This is a genomic window from Bacteroidia bacterium, from assembly GCA_019695265.1.
Lineage (GTDB): Bacteria > Bacteroidota > Bacteroidia > JAIBAJ01 > JAIBAJ01 > JAIBAJ01.
Genome location: JAIBAJ010000076.1, coordinates 1 through 17,513, shown reverse-complemented (window position 1 = coordinate 17,513; position 17,513 = coordinate 1). Strand labels below are relative to the sequence as shown.

Annotated in this window: 14 protein-coding genes; 9 read left to right on the top strand and 5 right to left on the bottom strand. The window is 37.4% G+C overall.

What is annotated here, in order from left to right; all coding sequences use genetic code 11:
- Window positions 1-493: 493 nt before the first annotated feature.
- Together K1X82_10980 and K1X82_10975 are read right to left on the bottom strand one after the other, a co-directional pair.
- Window positions 494-2,104, bottom strand: coding sequence for a GMC family oxidoreductase N-terminal domain-containing protein (locus tag K1X82_10980; GenBank protein MBX7182629.1), 1,611 nt, complete (start codon window positions 2,102-2,104; stop codon window positions 494-496).
- A 26-nt stretch (window positions 2,105-2,130) separates the two neighbouring features.
- Window positions 2,131-2,475, bottom strand: a complete 345-nt coding sequence (locus K1X82_10975; GenBank protein ID MBX7182628.1) for a hypothetical protein — start codon at window positions 2,473-2,475, stop codon at window positions 2,131-2,133.
- A gap of 80 nt (window positions 2,476-2,555) precedes the next feature.
- On the opposite strand from K1X82_10975, the gene K1X82_10970 reads away from it, so the two are divergent.
- The 5 genes from K1X82_10970 (at window position 2,556) to K1X82_10950 (ending at window position 8,814) form a co-directional block, all read left to right on the top strand.
- The gene (locus tag K1X82_10970) at window positions 2,556-3,734 is read left to right on the top strand and encodes a VWA domain-containing protein (GenBank protein ID MBX7182627.1); all 1,179 of its coding nucleotides are present in this window, start codon (window positions 2,556-2,558) and stop codon (window positions 3,732-3,734) included.
- A gap of 14 nt (window positions 3,735-3,748) precedes the next feature.
- On the top strand, window positions 3,749-5,254 hold the full coding sequence (locus K1X82_10965) for a T9SS type A sorting domain-containing protein (protein ID MBX7182626.1): 1,506 nt from the start codon (window positions 3,749-3,751) through the stop codon (window positions 5,252-5,254).
- Window positions 5,255-5,369: 115 nt separating this feature from the next.
- Complete coding sequence (gene rpsO / locus K1X82_10960) at window positions 5,370-5,639, top strand: 30S ribosomal protein S15 (protein MBX7182625.1); 270 nt, start codon at window positions 5,370-5,372, stop codon at window positions 5,637-5,639.
- Between the two features lie 70 nt (window positions 5,640-5,709).
- Window positions 5,710-7,842 carry a polyribonucleotide nucleotidyltransferase gene (gene pnp, locus K1X82_10955; protein MBX7182624.1) on the top strand — a complete coding sequence of 711 codons (2,133 nt, stop codon included), beginning with the start codon at window positions 5,710-5,712 and terminating at the stop codon, window positions 7,840-7,842.
- Between the two features lie 345 nt (window positions 7,843-8,187).
- The gene (locus tag K1X82_10950; GenBank protein ID MBX7182623.1) at window positions 8,188-8,814 is read left to right on the top strand and encodes a hypothetical protein; all 627 of its coding nucleotides are present in this window, start codon (window positions 8,188-8,190) and stop codon (window positions 8,812-8,814) included.
- On the opposite strand, the gene K1X82_10945 is transcribed toward K1X82_10950, so the two are convergent.
- Both K1X82_10945 and hutH read right to left on the bottom strand, forming a co-directional pair.
- Window positions 8,815-9,351, bottom strand: coding sequence for a hypothetical protein (locus K1X82_10945; protein ID MBX7182622.1), 537 nt, complete (start codon window positions 9,349-9,351; stop codon window positions 8,815-8,817).
- A 173-nt stretch (window positions 9,352-9,524) separates the two neighbouring features.
- On the bottom strand, window positions 9,525-11,012 hold the full coding sequence (hutH, locus tag K1X82_10940) for a histidine ammonia-lyase (protein MBX7182621.1): 1,488 nt from the start codon (window positions 11,010-11,012) through the stop codon (window positions 9,525-9,527).
- Between the two features lie 85 nt (window positions 11,013-11,097).
- On the opposite strand from hutH, the gene accC reads away from it, so the two are divergent.
- Window positions 11,098-12,582 (top strand): acetyl-CoA carboxylase biotin carboxylase subunit, encoded by a 1,485-nt coding sequence (accC, locus tag K1X82_10935; GenBank protein ID MBX7182620.1) that lies wholly within the window; start codon window positions 11,098-11,100, stop codon window positions 12,580-12,582.
- Here accC and K1X82_10930 read toward each other — a convergent pair whose 3' ends face one another.
- Window positions 12,583-14,361 carry a hypothetical protein gene (locus K1X82_10930; protein MBX7182619.1) on the bottom strand — a complete coding sequence of 593 codons (1,779 nt, stop codon included), beginning with the start codon at window positions 14,359-14,361 and terminating at the stop codon, window positions 12,583-12,585.
- A gap of 73 nt (window positions 14,362-14,434) precedes the next feature.
- Here K1X82_10930 and K1X82_10925 point away from each other — a divergent pair, with 73 nt between their 5' ends.
- From K1X82_10925 to K1X82_10915, 3 genes are all read left to right on the top strand, one after another.
- Window positions 14,435-15,199, top strand: coding sequence for an outer membrane beta-barrel protein (locus tag K1X82_10925; GenBank protein ID MBX7182618.1), 765 nt, complete (start codon window positions 14,435-14,437; stop codon window positions 15,197-15,199).
- Between the two features lie 138 nt (window positions 15,200-15,337).
- Window positions 15,338-16,894, top strand: coding sequence for a tail fiber domain-containing protein (locus K1X82_10920; protein MBX7182617.1), 1,557 nt, complete (start codon window positions 15,338-15,340; stop codon window positions 16,892-16,894).
- A gap of 270 nt (window positions 16,895-17,164) precedes the next feature.
- Window positions 17,165-17,513 (top strand): hypothetical protein (locus K1X82_10915; protein MBX7182616.1); only part of this gene is annotated, 349 nt, incomplete at its 3' end.

Sequence of the window (17,513 nt, the reverse complement as noted above, 5' to 3'; positions counted from 1 at the left end):
TCGTTGCCCGATGCGCAGCCTATCAGTTTATATTCTTAACAACATGTCACGGTACCTATCTGCCATCCGCATAGAATTCAGGTTATTTTGACCCAAAATTGTCAATAGAAATTATGGGTTTAAGGAAAATAATACAACCGTCCATGGTAATTAAGTGTTTGAAAATAAACGGATTGATTGTTTTTTGCTGCCTTTAATTAATCGGTATTACCTCTTGCAAACGACTAATAGATACAGTTATTAGTTGGGTTGATATGTTCTTTTGGAGGTTGTGCATCGGGCAACGATAGAGGCAAGTAGCCCACAGGACCACTATGGCGATAGCCTAGTGGGACGAGGACTACAGCCGATAGCGTGACCCGAACGCCCATGCATGTAACTTTGGGATTAGCAAAAGTAAAATAGGGCGGAGGGGGCCCGCATATAAATTATTTTTTAAAAAAGTCGATTCATTGGAATTGACATTTTGGTCCTTTGCTACAATTCTGTTATTTTATATGGAAGCCATTTGAGCCTCAAGTGTTTCTCCGGAATGTCCTGGTTTTACAGGTATTTGTCCCATGGCGTATTCACTTAGAGCCGTTATAGTTAAACTTGGATTTACTCCTAAATTGCATGGAATTATACTTCCGTCGCAAATAATCATATTGGGATAACCATGTACTTGAAAATGGAGGTCTACAACGCCTTCTTCTGCTGTTTTTCCAATAGGAATTCCACCTAAAATATGAGCAGTGGTACTAACATTGAAAATCACTTCAGTCAAGGCATTGCCGGCCTTTCCTTCGGATCTTTTTGCAAATAGGTGCATCACCTTTTGTCCTGTTTCGATATAAGATGGTACTTTGTTTGGGCCATCGTTGACCATGGATATTCCACCTCCAAATAATCCCTTTTTATAAACCATGCGCATGGAATTATCTAAGGTTTGCATTACCAAGAGAATAATGGTATTGGTGCTCCAATTTTTTCCAAACAGCATTTTTGGGTAAAAGGTTGGATGCTTAATTAAATTGCCAATCATTTTTAAGGTTCTGATTAAACCGTTTGCTGCATTACCGGTGGCAATGGTGGCAAGGAGTTTCATGGCATTGCTTCCATCCGGAAACTTAACTATTTCAATGTGTGTGTCTTTGTCAGCCTGAAAAATGGATGAAATGGCTACTCCATGATTCATCTTTTCTTTGGTATCACTAATACCACACAATGATTCCGAATTAGTGCGAATGTTATGTCCTAATTTATTGGAAAGTTTGGAAAGTGTACCCAGTTCGTATTTTTGTTTGAGTAACAATTCCATGGTGCCTAATACACCACCGGAAAAAACAATTCCTCTGCTCCTAAAGGTTTTTTTTCTTCCTCCAAACCAAGCAGTACTGCTATAAGTATTAACCTTATATTCACCTTCGTTGTATTCAACTCGATCTACCATGGTTTCTGCAAGGATTTCTGCTCCAAATTTTTGAGCAAACCACAGGTAGTTTTTGTCCAGGGTGTTTTTAGCGTTTTCACGGCATCCAACCATACATCCTGCACACTCTATGCAGCCTTTTCTTTTGGGGCCTAAACCTTTGAAGTAAGGATCTGTTTCTTGGTGAGTGTCACCGAAATATACTCCAACATTAACAGGTTCGAAACTAATTTCCTTATTCAAATCCTTTGCAACATCACGGATGTATTGATCGGCCAAATACATTTTAGGTACAGGGGTTACTCCAAGCATAAATTTAGCCTTGGAGTAATATGGACGTAATTCATTTTTCCAATCCTTTAAATGAGACCAAATAGGGTTTTGATAAAAGTGATCATCAGGCTCTAGTAAGGTATTGGCATACACTAAACTTCCTCCACCTACACCTACACCGCTTAATACAAAGGCTTCCTTAAACATGGTTAGCTTTTGAAATCCAAAACACCTCAACAATGGTATCCACAGGTATTTATTTATTTGCCAATTGGTTTTTGGAAAATCTTGATTGGTGTATTTTTTCCCTTTTTCTAGTACCAAAACAGAATATCCTTTCTCAGCAAGTCGCATTGCTGAAACACTGCCACCAAAACCGGATCCTATTACTATGTAATCGTAAATTTTTTCTTCACTCATGATTATGGCCAAAGTTATAAAACTAACTATTCCTTAATGAAATCCTGATAATACTCAATGATTGCTTGTTTTACCAAAAACTGTTGCTGCCCCGGTTTTAAAACTGGCAACTCTTCGCTAAGTTTGTAGTGTGGCCAACCTTCTTCATCATATCCTTCTAATTCATAAAAGCCATATCTGCTTAATAATTTGCAGATTGCTACGTGCATAATATCCATCTTTTCATGTTTTTTGAATTTTCTAAATCCTTGCCCTAACTCATTGACTCCTATTAAGAAAATTATACCATCCAAATCCATTTCTCCTCCAAATTTGGACTCGAAATAGGACCTTACTTCGTTCCAGTTGTTTTCTAAATCTTGTTCTATCATCGCTTCAAAGGTATAGTTTTTGTACTTTTTTTAATATCTTAGCAGCCTTATTGGTGATATTTAGGAACAGGAAAGTATACATGAATAAAAGGAAAGAATTACCAGGTCCATTTCTAAATTGGATTTTCCTCCTGCTTTTTCTTTTCCAATCCTTAATTTCTTTTTCTCAAAATAAGCAATCAGCTTCTTCTAAATCCAAACAACCGCCCGTTGATGTTGTTTTCGTTGTTGACATCAGTTCAAGCACTGGCGGGATTCTTTCTTCTGTAAAATCTAATTTCTGGGAGATTATTAATGAAATGAATCGTTTAAAACCGGCCCCAGATTTCCGACTTGGTTTGGTTTGCCTTGGTCGCCCTAGTTTTGGTGAGGAAAATGCATATGTCAAGATAATGACCGACCTTACTTTTGATATTGATAAGGTAGCTAATGAGTTGTTTTCAATAAAGGAGTCTACAGCTAAAGGCAAGGTGTTAATTGGTGACGCAGTGCATACGGTGGTAAAAGAAATGGGATGGAGCAAAGAGACTAATGCTGTAAAAGTGGTGTTCTTAGTTGGTAATGGCGGTGTGAATAATGGTTACGATATCACCAAGGCATGTGAATTGGCTAAAGAAAAAAACATCGTTTTTAATACTCTTTATTTTAAAACCTATGAAAATAAAAAGGAAGTTCTAGGTTGGCAATCCATATCTGAAATTACCGGGGGAACTTTCCATATCATTGGAATCAAAGAGCCTAATATTTACTTTGAAAAAGGCTATGATAATGATTTGCTTCTCGAAGCATGCACCATGATCAATTCTACCTATGTTCCTTATGGTAGGGAAGGGGTCGAAAGAGCAAAAGTTCAATTAAAATTGGATGAAGAAGCTCGTAAAATCGATGATATGTCCAATGAGTCTAGAGCGTTTTTTAAGGCCTCTGCGATGTACCAAGATAAAAATGCTGAATGGGATTTGGTCGATTTGTCAAACAATAAGAAGGAATTAAATTTAGCCTCATTCAAAAGAGAGTATATGGATGAAAAAACCTCCAAATTGAGTGAAAAGGAACTGTATGCTTATATTGAAGATAAGAAAAGAGAACGAATTGAGTATGTGAATATTCTAAAAATGCTTTCCGTAAAAAGGGAGGAATTTTTAAAAATGAAAAAACGGCAAATGGAATTGTATCGGTTTGGAGATACTTTTTTTGGTGTGGTTAATAGAACCATGGTTAAATTGTGCGCCGAAAAGGGATACGTTCTTGATTATTAAATACTTTCCTTACTATGAAGAATTTCAGTTTACTTTTTGCCCTACTTTTCTCATCTTTCTTATCTTTTGGACAAACCAGATTCTGTGAGGAGGTGTTCTCGTCTGTTGATTCTACCGATAATATTGTTTATAGTACCAATAGGATTTATTGGCCTTATACCACCGGTTTACCTCCCCAAGGAGATTTAACCATGACGTTTTACGAACCAATGGGCGATACGGCTTCTTCCCGCCCATTAATGATTATTTTGCATGGAGGAAATTTTCTTCCTCAACCATATAATCAAAGTGTTTTGGGAAGCCGTAACGATAGCAGTGTGGTTGAATTATGCAGGCAGTTTGCCCGCCGTGGATTTGTCGCTGCGGCATTGTCTTATCGCCAAGGCTGGAATGCTATTTCTTCAGATCAGGATGCGAGAACTTCTTCATTGTTGAAAGCTGTTTACAGGGCGGTTCAGGATGTGAAATCTGCCGTTAGATTCTTTAAGAAAGATGCCGCTACTACCCGGTTGTACAAAGTTGATCCTGATAACATTGGTTTAATGGGTTTAGGTTCGGCCGGCTTTATTTCTATGGCATATGCTACCTTGGACAAGTACGAAGAGATTACGCTACCTAAGTTTCTAGACGGTAATACTGCCCTGCCTTATATAGATACCTTGCAAATGGGAAATTACGACGGTTTTGGTGGGGATCCGGCCTATAACTTGCCCAATTGGCCAGGCTATGATGCAAAAATATCTCTTGCAATTAATGCAGGCGGGGCTTTAGGTGATTCCACCTGGCTTGAACCAGGTGAAGTTCCTATGATTTGTTTCCATGTCCCAGGTGACCCTTATGCTCCTTATACTGAAGGAATGGTAATAGTTCCCACTACCGGCGGAAACGTAGTCTATGTGACCGGTCCATACGAAATTGCTCAACGTTGTAATAATCCTATTTATGGAGATAATAATGCCATTTTTCGAAATCCTGCCTTTATAGATCCTATTACCCAGTCCATCAATCAACGGAATAATCAGTTTGAAGGTCTTTGTCCTTTTTATACCACCCCTGCTCAACAGTCCGGCCCATGGGATTGGTGGGATAATGATCAGGCAGTAGCCGTTTGGGGCCAGGATATGGTTACCTCGGAGTTAATTACCAATCCCAATATGTCACGGGACTATGCCTTGTCCTATATTGATACCATGATTTCGTACATCGTTCCTCGATTTGTTCGTACCATGGGAATTGATGATTGCCCGGGAACAACAAGTTTTCAGGATAATAACCTGGAAATGCTTCAGGTTTTTCCTAATCCTTTTAATTCCTCTTTTCAAATTCAAGTTCCTCCCAATTGGCTTAATTCAAATCTGACTATTACAAATGCATTAGGTCAACTGGTTTATGGTCCAATTACTTTGAACGAACCTCAAACTTTAATCAGCCTTAACACATTGCCTTCTCCAAGTTTGTTATACCTTAATCTCCAACTGGGAAATGAACAAGCTCATAAAAAACTGGTTAAACTGAACTAATTTCCATCTGCCAGGATTTTTAAATTGATAAAAGAAAAAAATAATTTGCTATTCTTGTTAGGACTATTGAATTTTAAATTACATTTGCGGCCTTAAAAAAGTAAATATTCAGAAGATGTATCTGACTGCAGACGTAAAGAAGAAATTGTTCAAAAAGCATGGCAATAGTGAGTCTGACTCCGGAAATGCCGAATCCCAGGTTGCTTTGTTTACCTTGCGGATCAATCACCTAACCAATCACCTTAAAAAAAATGCTAAGGATTTTGGTACCCAAAGAGCGCTGGTGAATCTGGTTGGTAAACGCCGTAGTCAATTAGACTACCTGAAAAACACCGATATTGAAAAATATAGGGAAGTAATCAAAAAACTAAACATACGTAAGTAATTTATCCAACAAAGGAGAAAAGGCAATGAAAGTTGCCTTTTTTCTTTTTGTGCAATTCAAATGTTCATTCATGCAAGCTATTGTAAAAAAGTTTAATCTTCGCGATGGTCGCGAAATCAGTATAGAGACTGGAAAGTTGGCTAAACAAGCCGATGGAAGTGTTGTTGTGCGTATGGGTAATACCATGCTTCTTGCAACTGTGGTTGCTAATAAAAAAGCTAAAGAAGGTGTAGATTTTCTTCCTTTATCAGTTGATTACCAGGAAAAATTCGCCTCCGCCGGAAGAATCCCAGGTTCTTTCCAAAAACGTGAAAGTCGTTTGTCTGATTACGAAGTTCTTATTTCCCGATTAATTGACCGCGCTCTTCGCCCTTGTTTCCCCGACGATTTCCACGCGGATGTTCAAGTGAATGTTCAACTTATTTCCCTCGATAACGAAATTCTTCCGGATGCATTGGCCGGTTTCGCCGCTTCAGCAGCTATCTCTGTATCTGATATTCCTTTCAATGGACCTATCTCTGAAGTACGCGTGGCCAGAATCAATGGCGCTCTCAAAATTAATCCTAATCGCTCCGAACTCGAAAATGCTGATTTGGATATGATTGTGGCAGGTTCCGCTAAAGATATTCTCATGGTGGAGGGTGAAATGAAAGAAGTTTCTGAACAAGCTATGATCGATGCAATTAAATTTGTTCACGAAGAAATAAAATTGCAATGTCAAGCCCAATTGGAATTGGCAGCTCTTGTTTCTAAATCTTCTCCTAAACGCGAATATTCTCACGAAGTAAATGACTTTGACTTTAAAGAGAAAGTTAAAGCCGCAACCTACGAAGGCTTTTACGCCGTGGCTAAAGAAGGTAATGCAAGTAAACAAGCTCGTAAAGAAAAATTTGAAGCCGTTAGACAAGCCTTTATCGATACCTTGGCTCCTGAGGAAGCTGCCGAAAAAGAGTCGCTACTTGGTAAATATTTCCACGATATCGAAAAGGAAGCAATGAGGGATTGTGTTTTGGCCGAACGCCGCCGTTTAGATGGCCGCGATCTCCGTCAAATCCGCCCAATTTGGGTAGAAACAGATTACCTGCCTTCTCCTCATGGAAGTTCTATCTTTACCCGTGGTGAAACTCAATCTTTAACTACCGTTACACTCGGTAGCAAAGACGATGAACAAATTATTGATGGAGCTGTGTATGAAGGTATGAATAACCTGATGCTTCATTACAATTTCCCTGGCTTTTCAACCGGTGAAGTAAAACCGAATAGAGCTCCAGGTCGTCGCGAAGTTGGACACGGAAATCTTGCCCTTCGCGGACTTAAACAAATGTTGCCTTCTGTTCAAGAGTGTCCATATACCATTCGTATCGTTTCCGATGTGCTTGAATCAAATGGTTCTAGTTCCATGGCTACAGTTTGTGCCGGTTCTATGGCTCTTATGGATGCAGGTGTTAAATTGAAGAAACCAGTTTCCGGTATCGCTATGGGGCTTATTACAGATGCAACCGGTCGCTATGCAGTTTTGTCCGATATCCTCGGCGATGAAGATCACTTAGGTGATATGGATTTTAAAGTAGTGGGTACTAAAGATGGTATCACTGCTTGCCAAATGGATATTAAAGTGGATGGACTTTCTTACCAAGTTCTAGAAGAAGCCATGAACCAAGCTAAAGAAGGTCGCCTTCACATCCTTGGTGAAATGAGTAAAGCTATATCTGAACCTCGTGCAGATTACAAACCTCATACCCCACGTATCGAACTTATCATTATCGATAAGGAATTTATTGGAGCAGTTATTGGCCCGGGCGGCAAAATAATCCAAGAAATGCAACGGGAAACAAATACAACTATTAGTATCGAAGAAAAAGATAATAAAGGGTATGTTCAAATTTATTCCGCTGATAAAGCCGGACTAGATGCTGCAGTAGCTCGTATTAAAGGAATTACCGCTATTCCGGAAGTTGGAGAAGTGTATGAAGGTACCGTTAAAAATATCCAAACATTTGGTGCTTTTGTTGAATTTATGCCTGGTAAAGATGGTCTTTTACATATCTCTGAACTTGATTGGAAAAGAATCGCAAATGTCACAGATGTGCTAAAAGAAGGTGATAAATTGAAAGTGAAATTGGTTGAAATTGATCCTAAAACAGGAAAATTCCGCCTTTCCAGAAAGGTGTTAATGCCTAAACCGGAGACTCAGCAATCCTAATTGTTTGTTCCTCTTTTGTTGGTAAGTCCAAAGATGAAAATGAAAATTTTTGCATCTTTGGACTTCCGCTTTTATAGGCCCTCTAATCCGTCCAATTAACCATGGAAATTTATGATTCTTTTCCAAAGAGTTTTTCTGTTTTGGCGGGTCCCATTCGCCCAATTTTACTTGCTCCTCTCCAAATAGTTTTTTATGCGAATGGTCGGGCTATCGGCTGTAGTCCTCGTCTTCCTTCGCCTTGGGGCTTCGGTCGCCTGTGGGCTACTTGCCTCTATCCCTACCCGAGCCTAACCCCAACTTTTTGCTATTCTAACTTATTTAAATATAAACCTTAAGGCTATCCAAATGACAAAAATAATTTTCCTATTTGCTGTAATTTCTTCCTTATTGCTTTTGTCTTGTAATAAAAATAACAATAATCCATTAAACGAAAATACCTGTACCGATGGTATTCAAAATCGCTCTGAAACCGGAGTTGATTGCGGAGGAGAATGTCTGGAATGCCCTAATCTTGATAGCATTTATTCAAGATTTTATCTCCAATTTAAAAAGGCTAACCAAAACCTGGTTTATCAAAGTAATTATCCATATTTTGAAGGAAATTTAACCGCTTTCCCCTTGCAATCCTATCAGTGGGGTGCATTACTTAATTTCTATGGTGATCCTAAATCCCTGGAAGGTAAATCCCTTTCCTTTAATTCGGAAAGTGCTGAGTATATTGAAATTGTGGCCTTTAATGGACAAAATAAAGTACTTTCTTCTGCCTATCCTCCAAATCAAAGTGGATCCAATTGTTTTATCAGAAAAGTGGAACTTGTCGATACCTTAATTACCGGTATCGCCGACACAACAATAAACTATATTTATACTGTTAAAGGTGATTTTAATTGTCGAGTTTCAAATACTGATTATTCCACTGTTGATACACTTAATTATGGCAAATTCTCTTTAAGAATTGCTATAATTAAATAGTTATTCACCTGATTTTTTGTCACCGACAAATTTATCTTCTGCCCTTCTGAAAAGTTCATTAAAAGTAGTTAAACTTCCATAACACTTGGTAATATACTGTTGAAGGTTAACCTTTTCCTCCGGACTAAGTTTGTCGTTTGAATTAATGTTCTGTTCTAATACTCTCAACCTGTCCCTAACCATAACTACTTTATGGAAAAATGTTTCAATGGGGATTTCCTTTCCTTTCAAGCCGGGTGTGCCCGGTTCAAAAATAAGCTTGCCACCAATCCACTTATCTCCCAATGGAATGGTTGGACTTAAGTCAGAATATTTGTTTAGTACATTGATTAATGCGATTTCTAACGCACTCCATTCAATGGATTCATCTAATTCGGGCATTTCTTTTTCGGCTTTTAATCCTGTAAATTTCTTTGATACTTCAACTTTTCCTCTGGTTTGAAAATTGATCTGGTAGGTAAATTCGTCCACCGAAACAATGGTTCCTTCTCCGTACTGTGGATGTGTTACTTTGGTTCCTCTGCTAAATGTTTCCATAATTAATTTCATTGACTTAATCGAAAATGTAAGTCTTTTTGTTACCTTAATTAAGTTTCAGGTAAAAATAATACTATAAGAAAAATTTTCAATCTTGAATCATACATTTTTTGCTCAAGTATATCTTAATTTTTTTTACCTCTTGTTTTAAAAAATGTAGTGGTAGTCCAGACTTATATTTTTACTTTTTTAATGAATTTAATTGTCCGTTGAATCTCCGGGTACATGGTTGTATCTTCTTGAATAAATGGTACTTCCTTTCGGTAGGCATTTAGAATTTTTTCAAGTTTAATCGATGTTTTTTTAGGTCTTCTAAATTCTATTGCTTGTGCCGCAGTGAATAATTCAATGGCTAAAATGGTATAGATGTTTTCAACGATTTTATAACATTTGGTTGCAGCATTTGCTCCCATACTTACATGATCTTCCTGTCCGGCACTTGAAGTTATACTATCCACTGAAGCCGGGGTTGCTAACTGCTTATTCTGACTAACAATCCCTGCTGCAGTGTATTGTGGAATCATGAATCCTGAGTTTAATCCAGGATTGGCCACTAAAAAGGATGGTAAACCCCTTAATCCTGAAATTAACTGATAGGTTCTACGTTCAGAAATATTACCTAGTTCTGCCAAAGCAATTCCAAGGAAATCCATTGTCAGTGCTAAAGGTTGTCCATGAAAATTTCCTGCAGATATCAATAAATCTTCATCAGGAAATAAGGTTGGATTGTCTGTTACTGAATTTATTTCTGTTTCGAATACTGATTTTACGTAGCGAATAGTGTCAAAAGTGGCTCCATGTACCTGAGGTATGCATCGAAATGCGTAGGGATCCTGCACATGTTGTTTCTTTTGGGAAATTAATTCACTGCCTTTTAATAATTCTCTGAATTGCAATGCAGTTTCAATTTGACCTAGGTGTGGACGAATAGTTTGAATAAGGGAATGGAAGGGTTCTATTCTCCCATCAAATGCTTCAAGAGAAATTGCTCCAATAGTGTTTGCTAATTTGTACAAACGTTCAGCCTCATGTATGCAATATACTCCAAATGCTTGCATAAATTGAGTGCCATTTAATAAGGCAAGTCCTTCTTTGCTAACTAATTCAACTTGTTTAAGTTTTAATTTTCTTAATACCGAGGAGCCTTTAATTCGTTGTGACCTATAATTGACCTCCCCTAAACCAATGAGTGGTAAACATAAATGTGCTAAGGGTGCCAAATCTCCGGAAGCTCCCAACGAACCTTGCTCATACACTACAGGCAAGGCTTCATGGTTGTAAAAGTCCAATAATCTTTCTACTGTTTCTAATTGAACTGCTGAATTTCCAAAACTCATCGATTTTGCTTTCAAAAGCAACATCAATTTTACAATTTCAGTTGGAACCTCCTGACCAGTTCCACAAGCATGACTTTTAACTAAATTTTCTTGTAGTTTATTTAAGTCCTTTTTGGAGATTTTTTTGTTATACAGGGCTCCAAAACCAGTATTTACTCCGTATAATGGTTGATTGCTGGAGTCTAGTTTTGCATCTAAGAATTTCCTAACTTTAGTAATTTGTTCTTTGGCCTTATCGCTTAAAATGGCTTTGGTATTCGATTGGATAGCTTCCATTACCTCATCAATTGAGGTAAAAGAGGGATGGATGGCAAACTCTTTCATGTAAATTTCTGCCGACAAAGTTGGAAGTATTTTTTAAACTAAAAACTTTGAATTTTGAACTCTATCTTCGCCCATCATTTTTTTCATGAATAAAATTCTTATTGCAAACCGAGGAGAAATTGCATTGCGTATCATGCGAAGTGCGCACGAAATGGGTATTAAATGTGTTGCCATTTATTCCGAAGCCGATAAAAATGCTTTACATGTTAGATATGCAGATGAGGCTTATTGTGTTGGCCCGCCCCCATCTAGTCAAAGTTATTTAGTTATAGATAGAATTATTGAAATAGCTAAAAGCAGTAAATGTGATGGTATTCATCCGGGTTATGGCTTCTTAAGTGAAAGAGCCGAGTTTGCTAGGAAGGTAAAACAAGCAGGTTTAACTTTCATAGGTCCATCTGCCGAAGCAATGGAAATGATGGGTAGTAAGTTGTCTGCTAAGCAAGCTGCAAAAAAGTACAACGTACCATTGGTGCCCGGAACAGATGAAGCTATTTCAAATGTGGATGAAGCTTTAGAAACAGCCAAGCAAATTGGATTTCCAATTCTAATAAAAGCCTCTGCCGGTGGAGGAGGTAAGGGTATGAGAGTGGTAGAAAAGGCAGAAGATTTTAAAGAACAAATGAATTTCGCCGTAAATGAGGCTGTGGCTTCTTTTGGTGATGGTTCAGTTTTTATTGAAAGATATGTTGGTTCTCCAAGACACATTGAAATTCAAGTTTTGGCAGATAATCATGGTAATGTGGTTTATTTGTTTGAAAGAGAATGTAGTATTCAGCGCAGACATCAAAAAGTGGTTGAAGAAGCACCTTCTTGTATTCTAACTCCTGAAAAAAGGGAAGCAATGGGTAAATGCGCCGTTGATATTGCTAAAGCTTGTAATTATAGTGGTGCAGGAACAGTAGAATTTCTAGTAGATGAAAAATTGGATTTCTATTTCTTGGAAATGAACACAAGACTTCAAGTCGAGCACCCTGTTACGGAATTTATTACTGGATTAGACTTAGTGAAAGAGCAAATAAATGTAGCCAGAAATTTGCCGCTTTCCTTTTCTCAATCCGATTTGAAAATAAATGGTCATGCAATAGAAATTCGGGTTTGTGCAGAAGATCCTTCCAATAACTTTATGCCGGATATTGGAACAATTACGAAATACGTTAAACCTTCAGGTGTTGGTGTTCGGGTAGATGATAGCATCGAAGAAGGGATGGAAATTCCAATTTTTTATGACCCAATGATATCTAAATTAATTGCTTTTGGTTCTAATAGAAATGATGCCATTGCTAAATTAACTAGAGCTATTGAGGATTATAAAATTGTAGGCGTAGAAACAACTTTGCCATTCTGCAAATTTGCAATTAACCATCCTGCCTTTGTTAATGGTAACTTTGATACCCATTTTGTGAAAAAGCATTTTTCTCCTGAACTGATGGTGCAACATGTTGAAATAGAAGAATTGGCAGCCTCAGCACTGGTAACTTTTTTGTTGAATAAAAATCAACTAGAAATTTCAAGAAAGTCAGCAAATCAACCTGAAAGTAAGTGGAAATTGCGTAAGCTTGCTAATTGATTAACGGATTATTCGGATTGGGGTGTCACCTGCAACAAGTATATAGGTACCAGGCGACAATAGTGATGGTGATAGCTCAACCTGTTTATTTCGAAATTCAAAAGTATGAAGTAGTTTTCCTTCAATTGAAAATAACTGAATGGGTTGAATGGAGTTTTTTGTTGAAACTAAAATCAAATTTCCAGTTCCTTGATAAAACTCGAGACTTCCTATTACTCGAAGTGAATTTTCTTCCACCAAATTTTCAATACCTACGTCTTCTGGTAATAAACCTCTCGCTACCATATGGTCTCTAATTGATTGAAAATGGGCAGAACCATATAATAATTCATCGGCCTGCAGATACAACATTGCTGCATTGGGCATTGACATATTTGGGGAATAACTTAAATTTGCCTGAATTAATAATTGATCTGTAATCTGAAAGCCAAGATCTTCCCAGATTTCCATTAAAACACTACTCCAAATATCAGCATCATTGTATTTGTTGTTAACTAAATCTTCTGGATAATGGTCGGTGGAATTTGATATTCTTCCTGTCCAAAATTCGTTGTGTCCATCCCAGGTGTATACGTTATACCATTGATTTTCTGAAATTCTTCTAGAATATGAAGACGCAAAATAATCTCCCCCAGCTTCATCTAAAGTGGTCCTTTCTAAACCTGAATTAGTGTTAGGTGCAGCACTATAGGAAATCGCATGTCCATATTCATGAATTATTACATCGGCATCTTCGGCATCATCAACTCCACCATCCCCAAAACTCAATCGGGGAGGGGAGGAGGCCGGATTGAAGTTGCTATTATCCGCACCATTCATAGCATGAGCATCTACAACAATTTGGTAATTGCAAATATTTGGGAATCCTAGCTCATTGTGAATATAACTATTAAAATGAGTTAAATGATAAAGTGCGTTTACTTCCTCAAAACCGGATTGGTCCCTACTGTATAAAAAACTTGGAGTGCTCGAAACGGATGGCCTGATGGATGGACTGCTAACATCCATAATGACAACCGCTGAATTTTGTAGTCTAAAGCTGTCATTGCTAAAACTACATGTTACTTGCTTGGAAACTAATTGGGAACTTAATTCTATTGAATTGTTGTTTGAATTATCTACCCATGGACCTCCGTACGAATTTCCTGAACTGGTTAAAGGATCCGGAAAATAAATATTTCCGGTACAAGGAGTATCTATTTCAAGTTTAACAGATTCTTGGAAATATACTAGTAAATCATTGGAATACAAAACTTGCCCTTCCTGATCAAGGATTGTTTCCCGATATTGATTATTTTCATCGGTGTGTTGTATCCGTTTACATCGAATTAATTCAGAATTGTGAACAAAATATCCATTTTCTTCTTCTATAAGTTTCCATGGAAAGTTGCCAAGACTATTTAGAAATTCAGAAATTGCTGTATGGGGGGGGAAATCCCCTTGAGTGGATTCAAAAGTTCGGGTAGAATTAAAAGTAGATAAAATTTGTCCTTTTTTGGTGGTGTTAACTTTGAAAGTGGAAAAGAATATTGGAAGACCCTGATAAGTTTCTTCTAATAAGTAATGCAAACTTAACGGTCCCTTTATTTCATTTTTAATTCGGAAGGTTTTACCTGTCCTTTTTTTTGCCCATTCAATGATAGTTTCAATTTTAGGCTCAACTTGTTCCAATTGGTGAAATTGCGCTTCACAATAGAATTCGGGACTTAATTTTGAATTTTGACCTATCGCTGAAAAAGAGATAATTGTAAAAAGTATGAACCAACGTTTCGACATCATGCAAATATACTGTTGAAAATTATGGAAATAAAAAATAGAACCTTAATTATTGAATTTAGTACAAAGGATACAAATGAAAAAAGTAATTTTACTTGTATTAATTTCCATAAGTATTGGCTTTCAAGCCTTTTCTCAAAAAAAGAAAAGACCGGATAGCATAAAGCGATATAGTTCTTCTTTGCTATTCGGGGCAAATTATATGATAAAATCAACCTGGAATTTTAATAAAAATTTGAATAAATGGGGAGAAGATTCTAAGGTTCAACCTGGTTTTGGAAGTTCTTATGGACTTGCTTTTTTTTGGTATGCCAATAATCATATTGGAATAGGCCTTAATCCTGCTTTTACTACTTATAATTTGAAATGGACAGGTTTGGATACCCTGGCAGGTAATCAGGTTTCATATGAAAGTGGAGTTAAATTTACCGGATTTGATATCCCATTATATGCTAAGTATATGTTGGAGTCAGGTGCATATTTTGAGTTAGGATTTCAATATGGTATGCTATTTAGTGCTAATTATAAATCTTCAAGTACCAAAGATCAATATGTAGTAGAAAAAAACACGATATCTTCTTGGAATAAGACGTATTATGCGCCAATAATTGGTTTTGGATTTGATATGTATCTTGCAGAAGATTTGTTTTTGAACGGTGGTGTCAGAATTGCATATGGAGTAAATAATATGCGCGGTCACGATGGCATTCCATTGAAAGATGATGGAATTACTCCAGGACCAAATTCTCTTTTGGATGGCACACTATACGATACTAAACGGACTTCTCACTTTTTTTGGGGAGGTGTTAATGTGGGCATTCTTTATCGGATAGATATCTAGTTAAAATATGAAAACTATGTCGTTTGTCGTAATTTTGAACCCCTTGGTTATTTTTTTTTCGTTAACTACCAAAATACTGGTATATTTGATTTCACATTTCATTTTTTTGTAAAGCAAAAATCCTTAAAATAAGAAAATATGAAGCTAGGAAAATTTACACTCATCTTAACCGCTGTATTGGGTGCCAACATTTACTCTTCGCTTGGTCAAGGCGTCGGAATTAACACAACTGGTGCTGCAGCGAACTCTAAATCTATGTTGGACGTGGATGCTACAGGAAAAGGTATGCTGATTCCACGTATGACTTGGGCATCCAGGCCTACTGGCTTGTCGTCAACAGAAGCCGGTATGTTAATTTATAGTACAGATGGAGATGGAACAAATGGACCGGGGTTCTATTACTATACTGGGACAGCTTGGACTACTATTTCTAGCGCATCAACTAGTGGTGCTTTCGTGGAAAATCAAAGTGCTACGGCTCAAGTTGCTCGTTTCAGATTAAATGGAGATGGAGTTTTCGATGGTGGAAATATTGGGGTAGGTACAACAACCCCAACTGCAAAAATTGAAATTCAACACAACCTTGGCCCAGGCGGTGGATCTACTAATAATAATGAAAAGGCTTTTTATGCAGTTCACAACAGAACGTTCAATACTACTTCAGGGGCCTTAACAGATTATGTGGCATATTTAAATAACACATCTTCTCGTGCAAGTGGTGGTAATAACTTAAACAACGTTGCCCTGTATGCAACAGCATCTAATGGTCAAAATAACTATGCGGCCATATTCGATCAAGGAAATGTTGGTATTGGAACAACAGCACCAGGTGAAAAATTTCATGTGGTTGGAAATGCTAAATTCAGCGGTTTAGCTTCCACTGTTGCCACTACTTCAATTACCAATGCTTCGCTTGTTATGGCTTCCTCAACCGGAGATTTAAGGTCAACTTTAGGTTCTGCAAACCAAGTGCTAAAAGTAAATAGTGCTGGAACTGCCATTGAATGGGGTTCTGCTGCAGTTACCTCTTTAAGTATTCCTGCTGCTACTGGTGATATGTTATACTACAACGGTACTTCTTGGGTAAACCTAACAGTCCCCGGAGTATCTGCTGGTTCCGCCGGCATACAATATGCTCTTACTCTACCTAATGCTGGTACAGGTACCCCTTCTTGGGTAGCTACAAATGCTTTTTCAGTTGCCGGTGACGGAATGGGTAACTGTATTGCTACCGCTAATATTAACCTAAACTCTTACAATTTGGTTGGAACCGGTAATATTAGCATTAGTGGTAAAGTAGTTTCAAATGGTATCAATGAAACTTCAGATGCTAGGTTCAAAAAGAACATTAGACCATTGACCAATTCTCTTGATAGGGTTTTAGCTGTTAATGGAGTAACTTACAACTGGAGAAAAGAAGAATTTCCAGAGAAAGCTTTTAAAGACAAAACTGAAATTGGTTTCATAGCGCAAGAATTAGAACTGTATTTTCCTGAGTTAGTTGAAACCGATAGCCAAGGTTATAAATCAGTTCAATACAGTCACATGGTTCCTGTTTTATTGGAAGCAATTAAAGAACAACAAAAATTAATAAACCAATTACAAGGCACTGTATCTAATTTGTCACAAGCCGTTTATGGGAAGGATATTACCAATCCAACCGAAAGCGGCTCAGCAGAAGTTATTAGAAAATAATTGACTGAAACCTCAAGACAAAAAATTCTTGTAGGTATCATAATTTTTGAAAAATGGATTATTAAGGTAGATTTAAATTTGTTTGAAACATCTTTTTAATAGCTATTGTATGGTATTTAGAGATCTCTCTTTGCGACAAAGAACTATTATGAAGATGTTTCACTATTTATTGAAACCATTTTACTTAAATCTACGCTAAACCAACGAAACTAGTTTTTCAAGTCACCCAATTTAATTAGGTTCCTTGTCTGTTAAATTAATACCTGTCCGATGAAGAGTTTTTTTACAAGAAATTTGAAGGTAATTGCAATAAACACATTAGGTTTTTTTGCTCTTTTGCTTTCTTCCCAACTTGCAACGAGTCAATGCAATGTTGTAAACTCTGGAGCAGCTGCGGCTCCTTCCTGTACCTCTCAGTCTCTTAGTTTAGGCGCTGGACAGTCCTACAATATTGCTTATACCAATGGTGTTTTTTATCAGTTTTCATTTACTAACAATGCCCAATCAAATGGATTTTGCGTAAATGGAACTCATTATACAGGTAACCCTACTTACCTTAATACACTAAACGGGGCCCTCGCAACAGGTATTTACCGTAGTACTGGAACCTGGTCTGGGA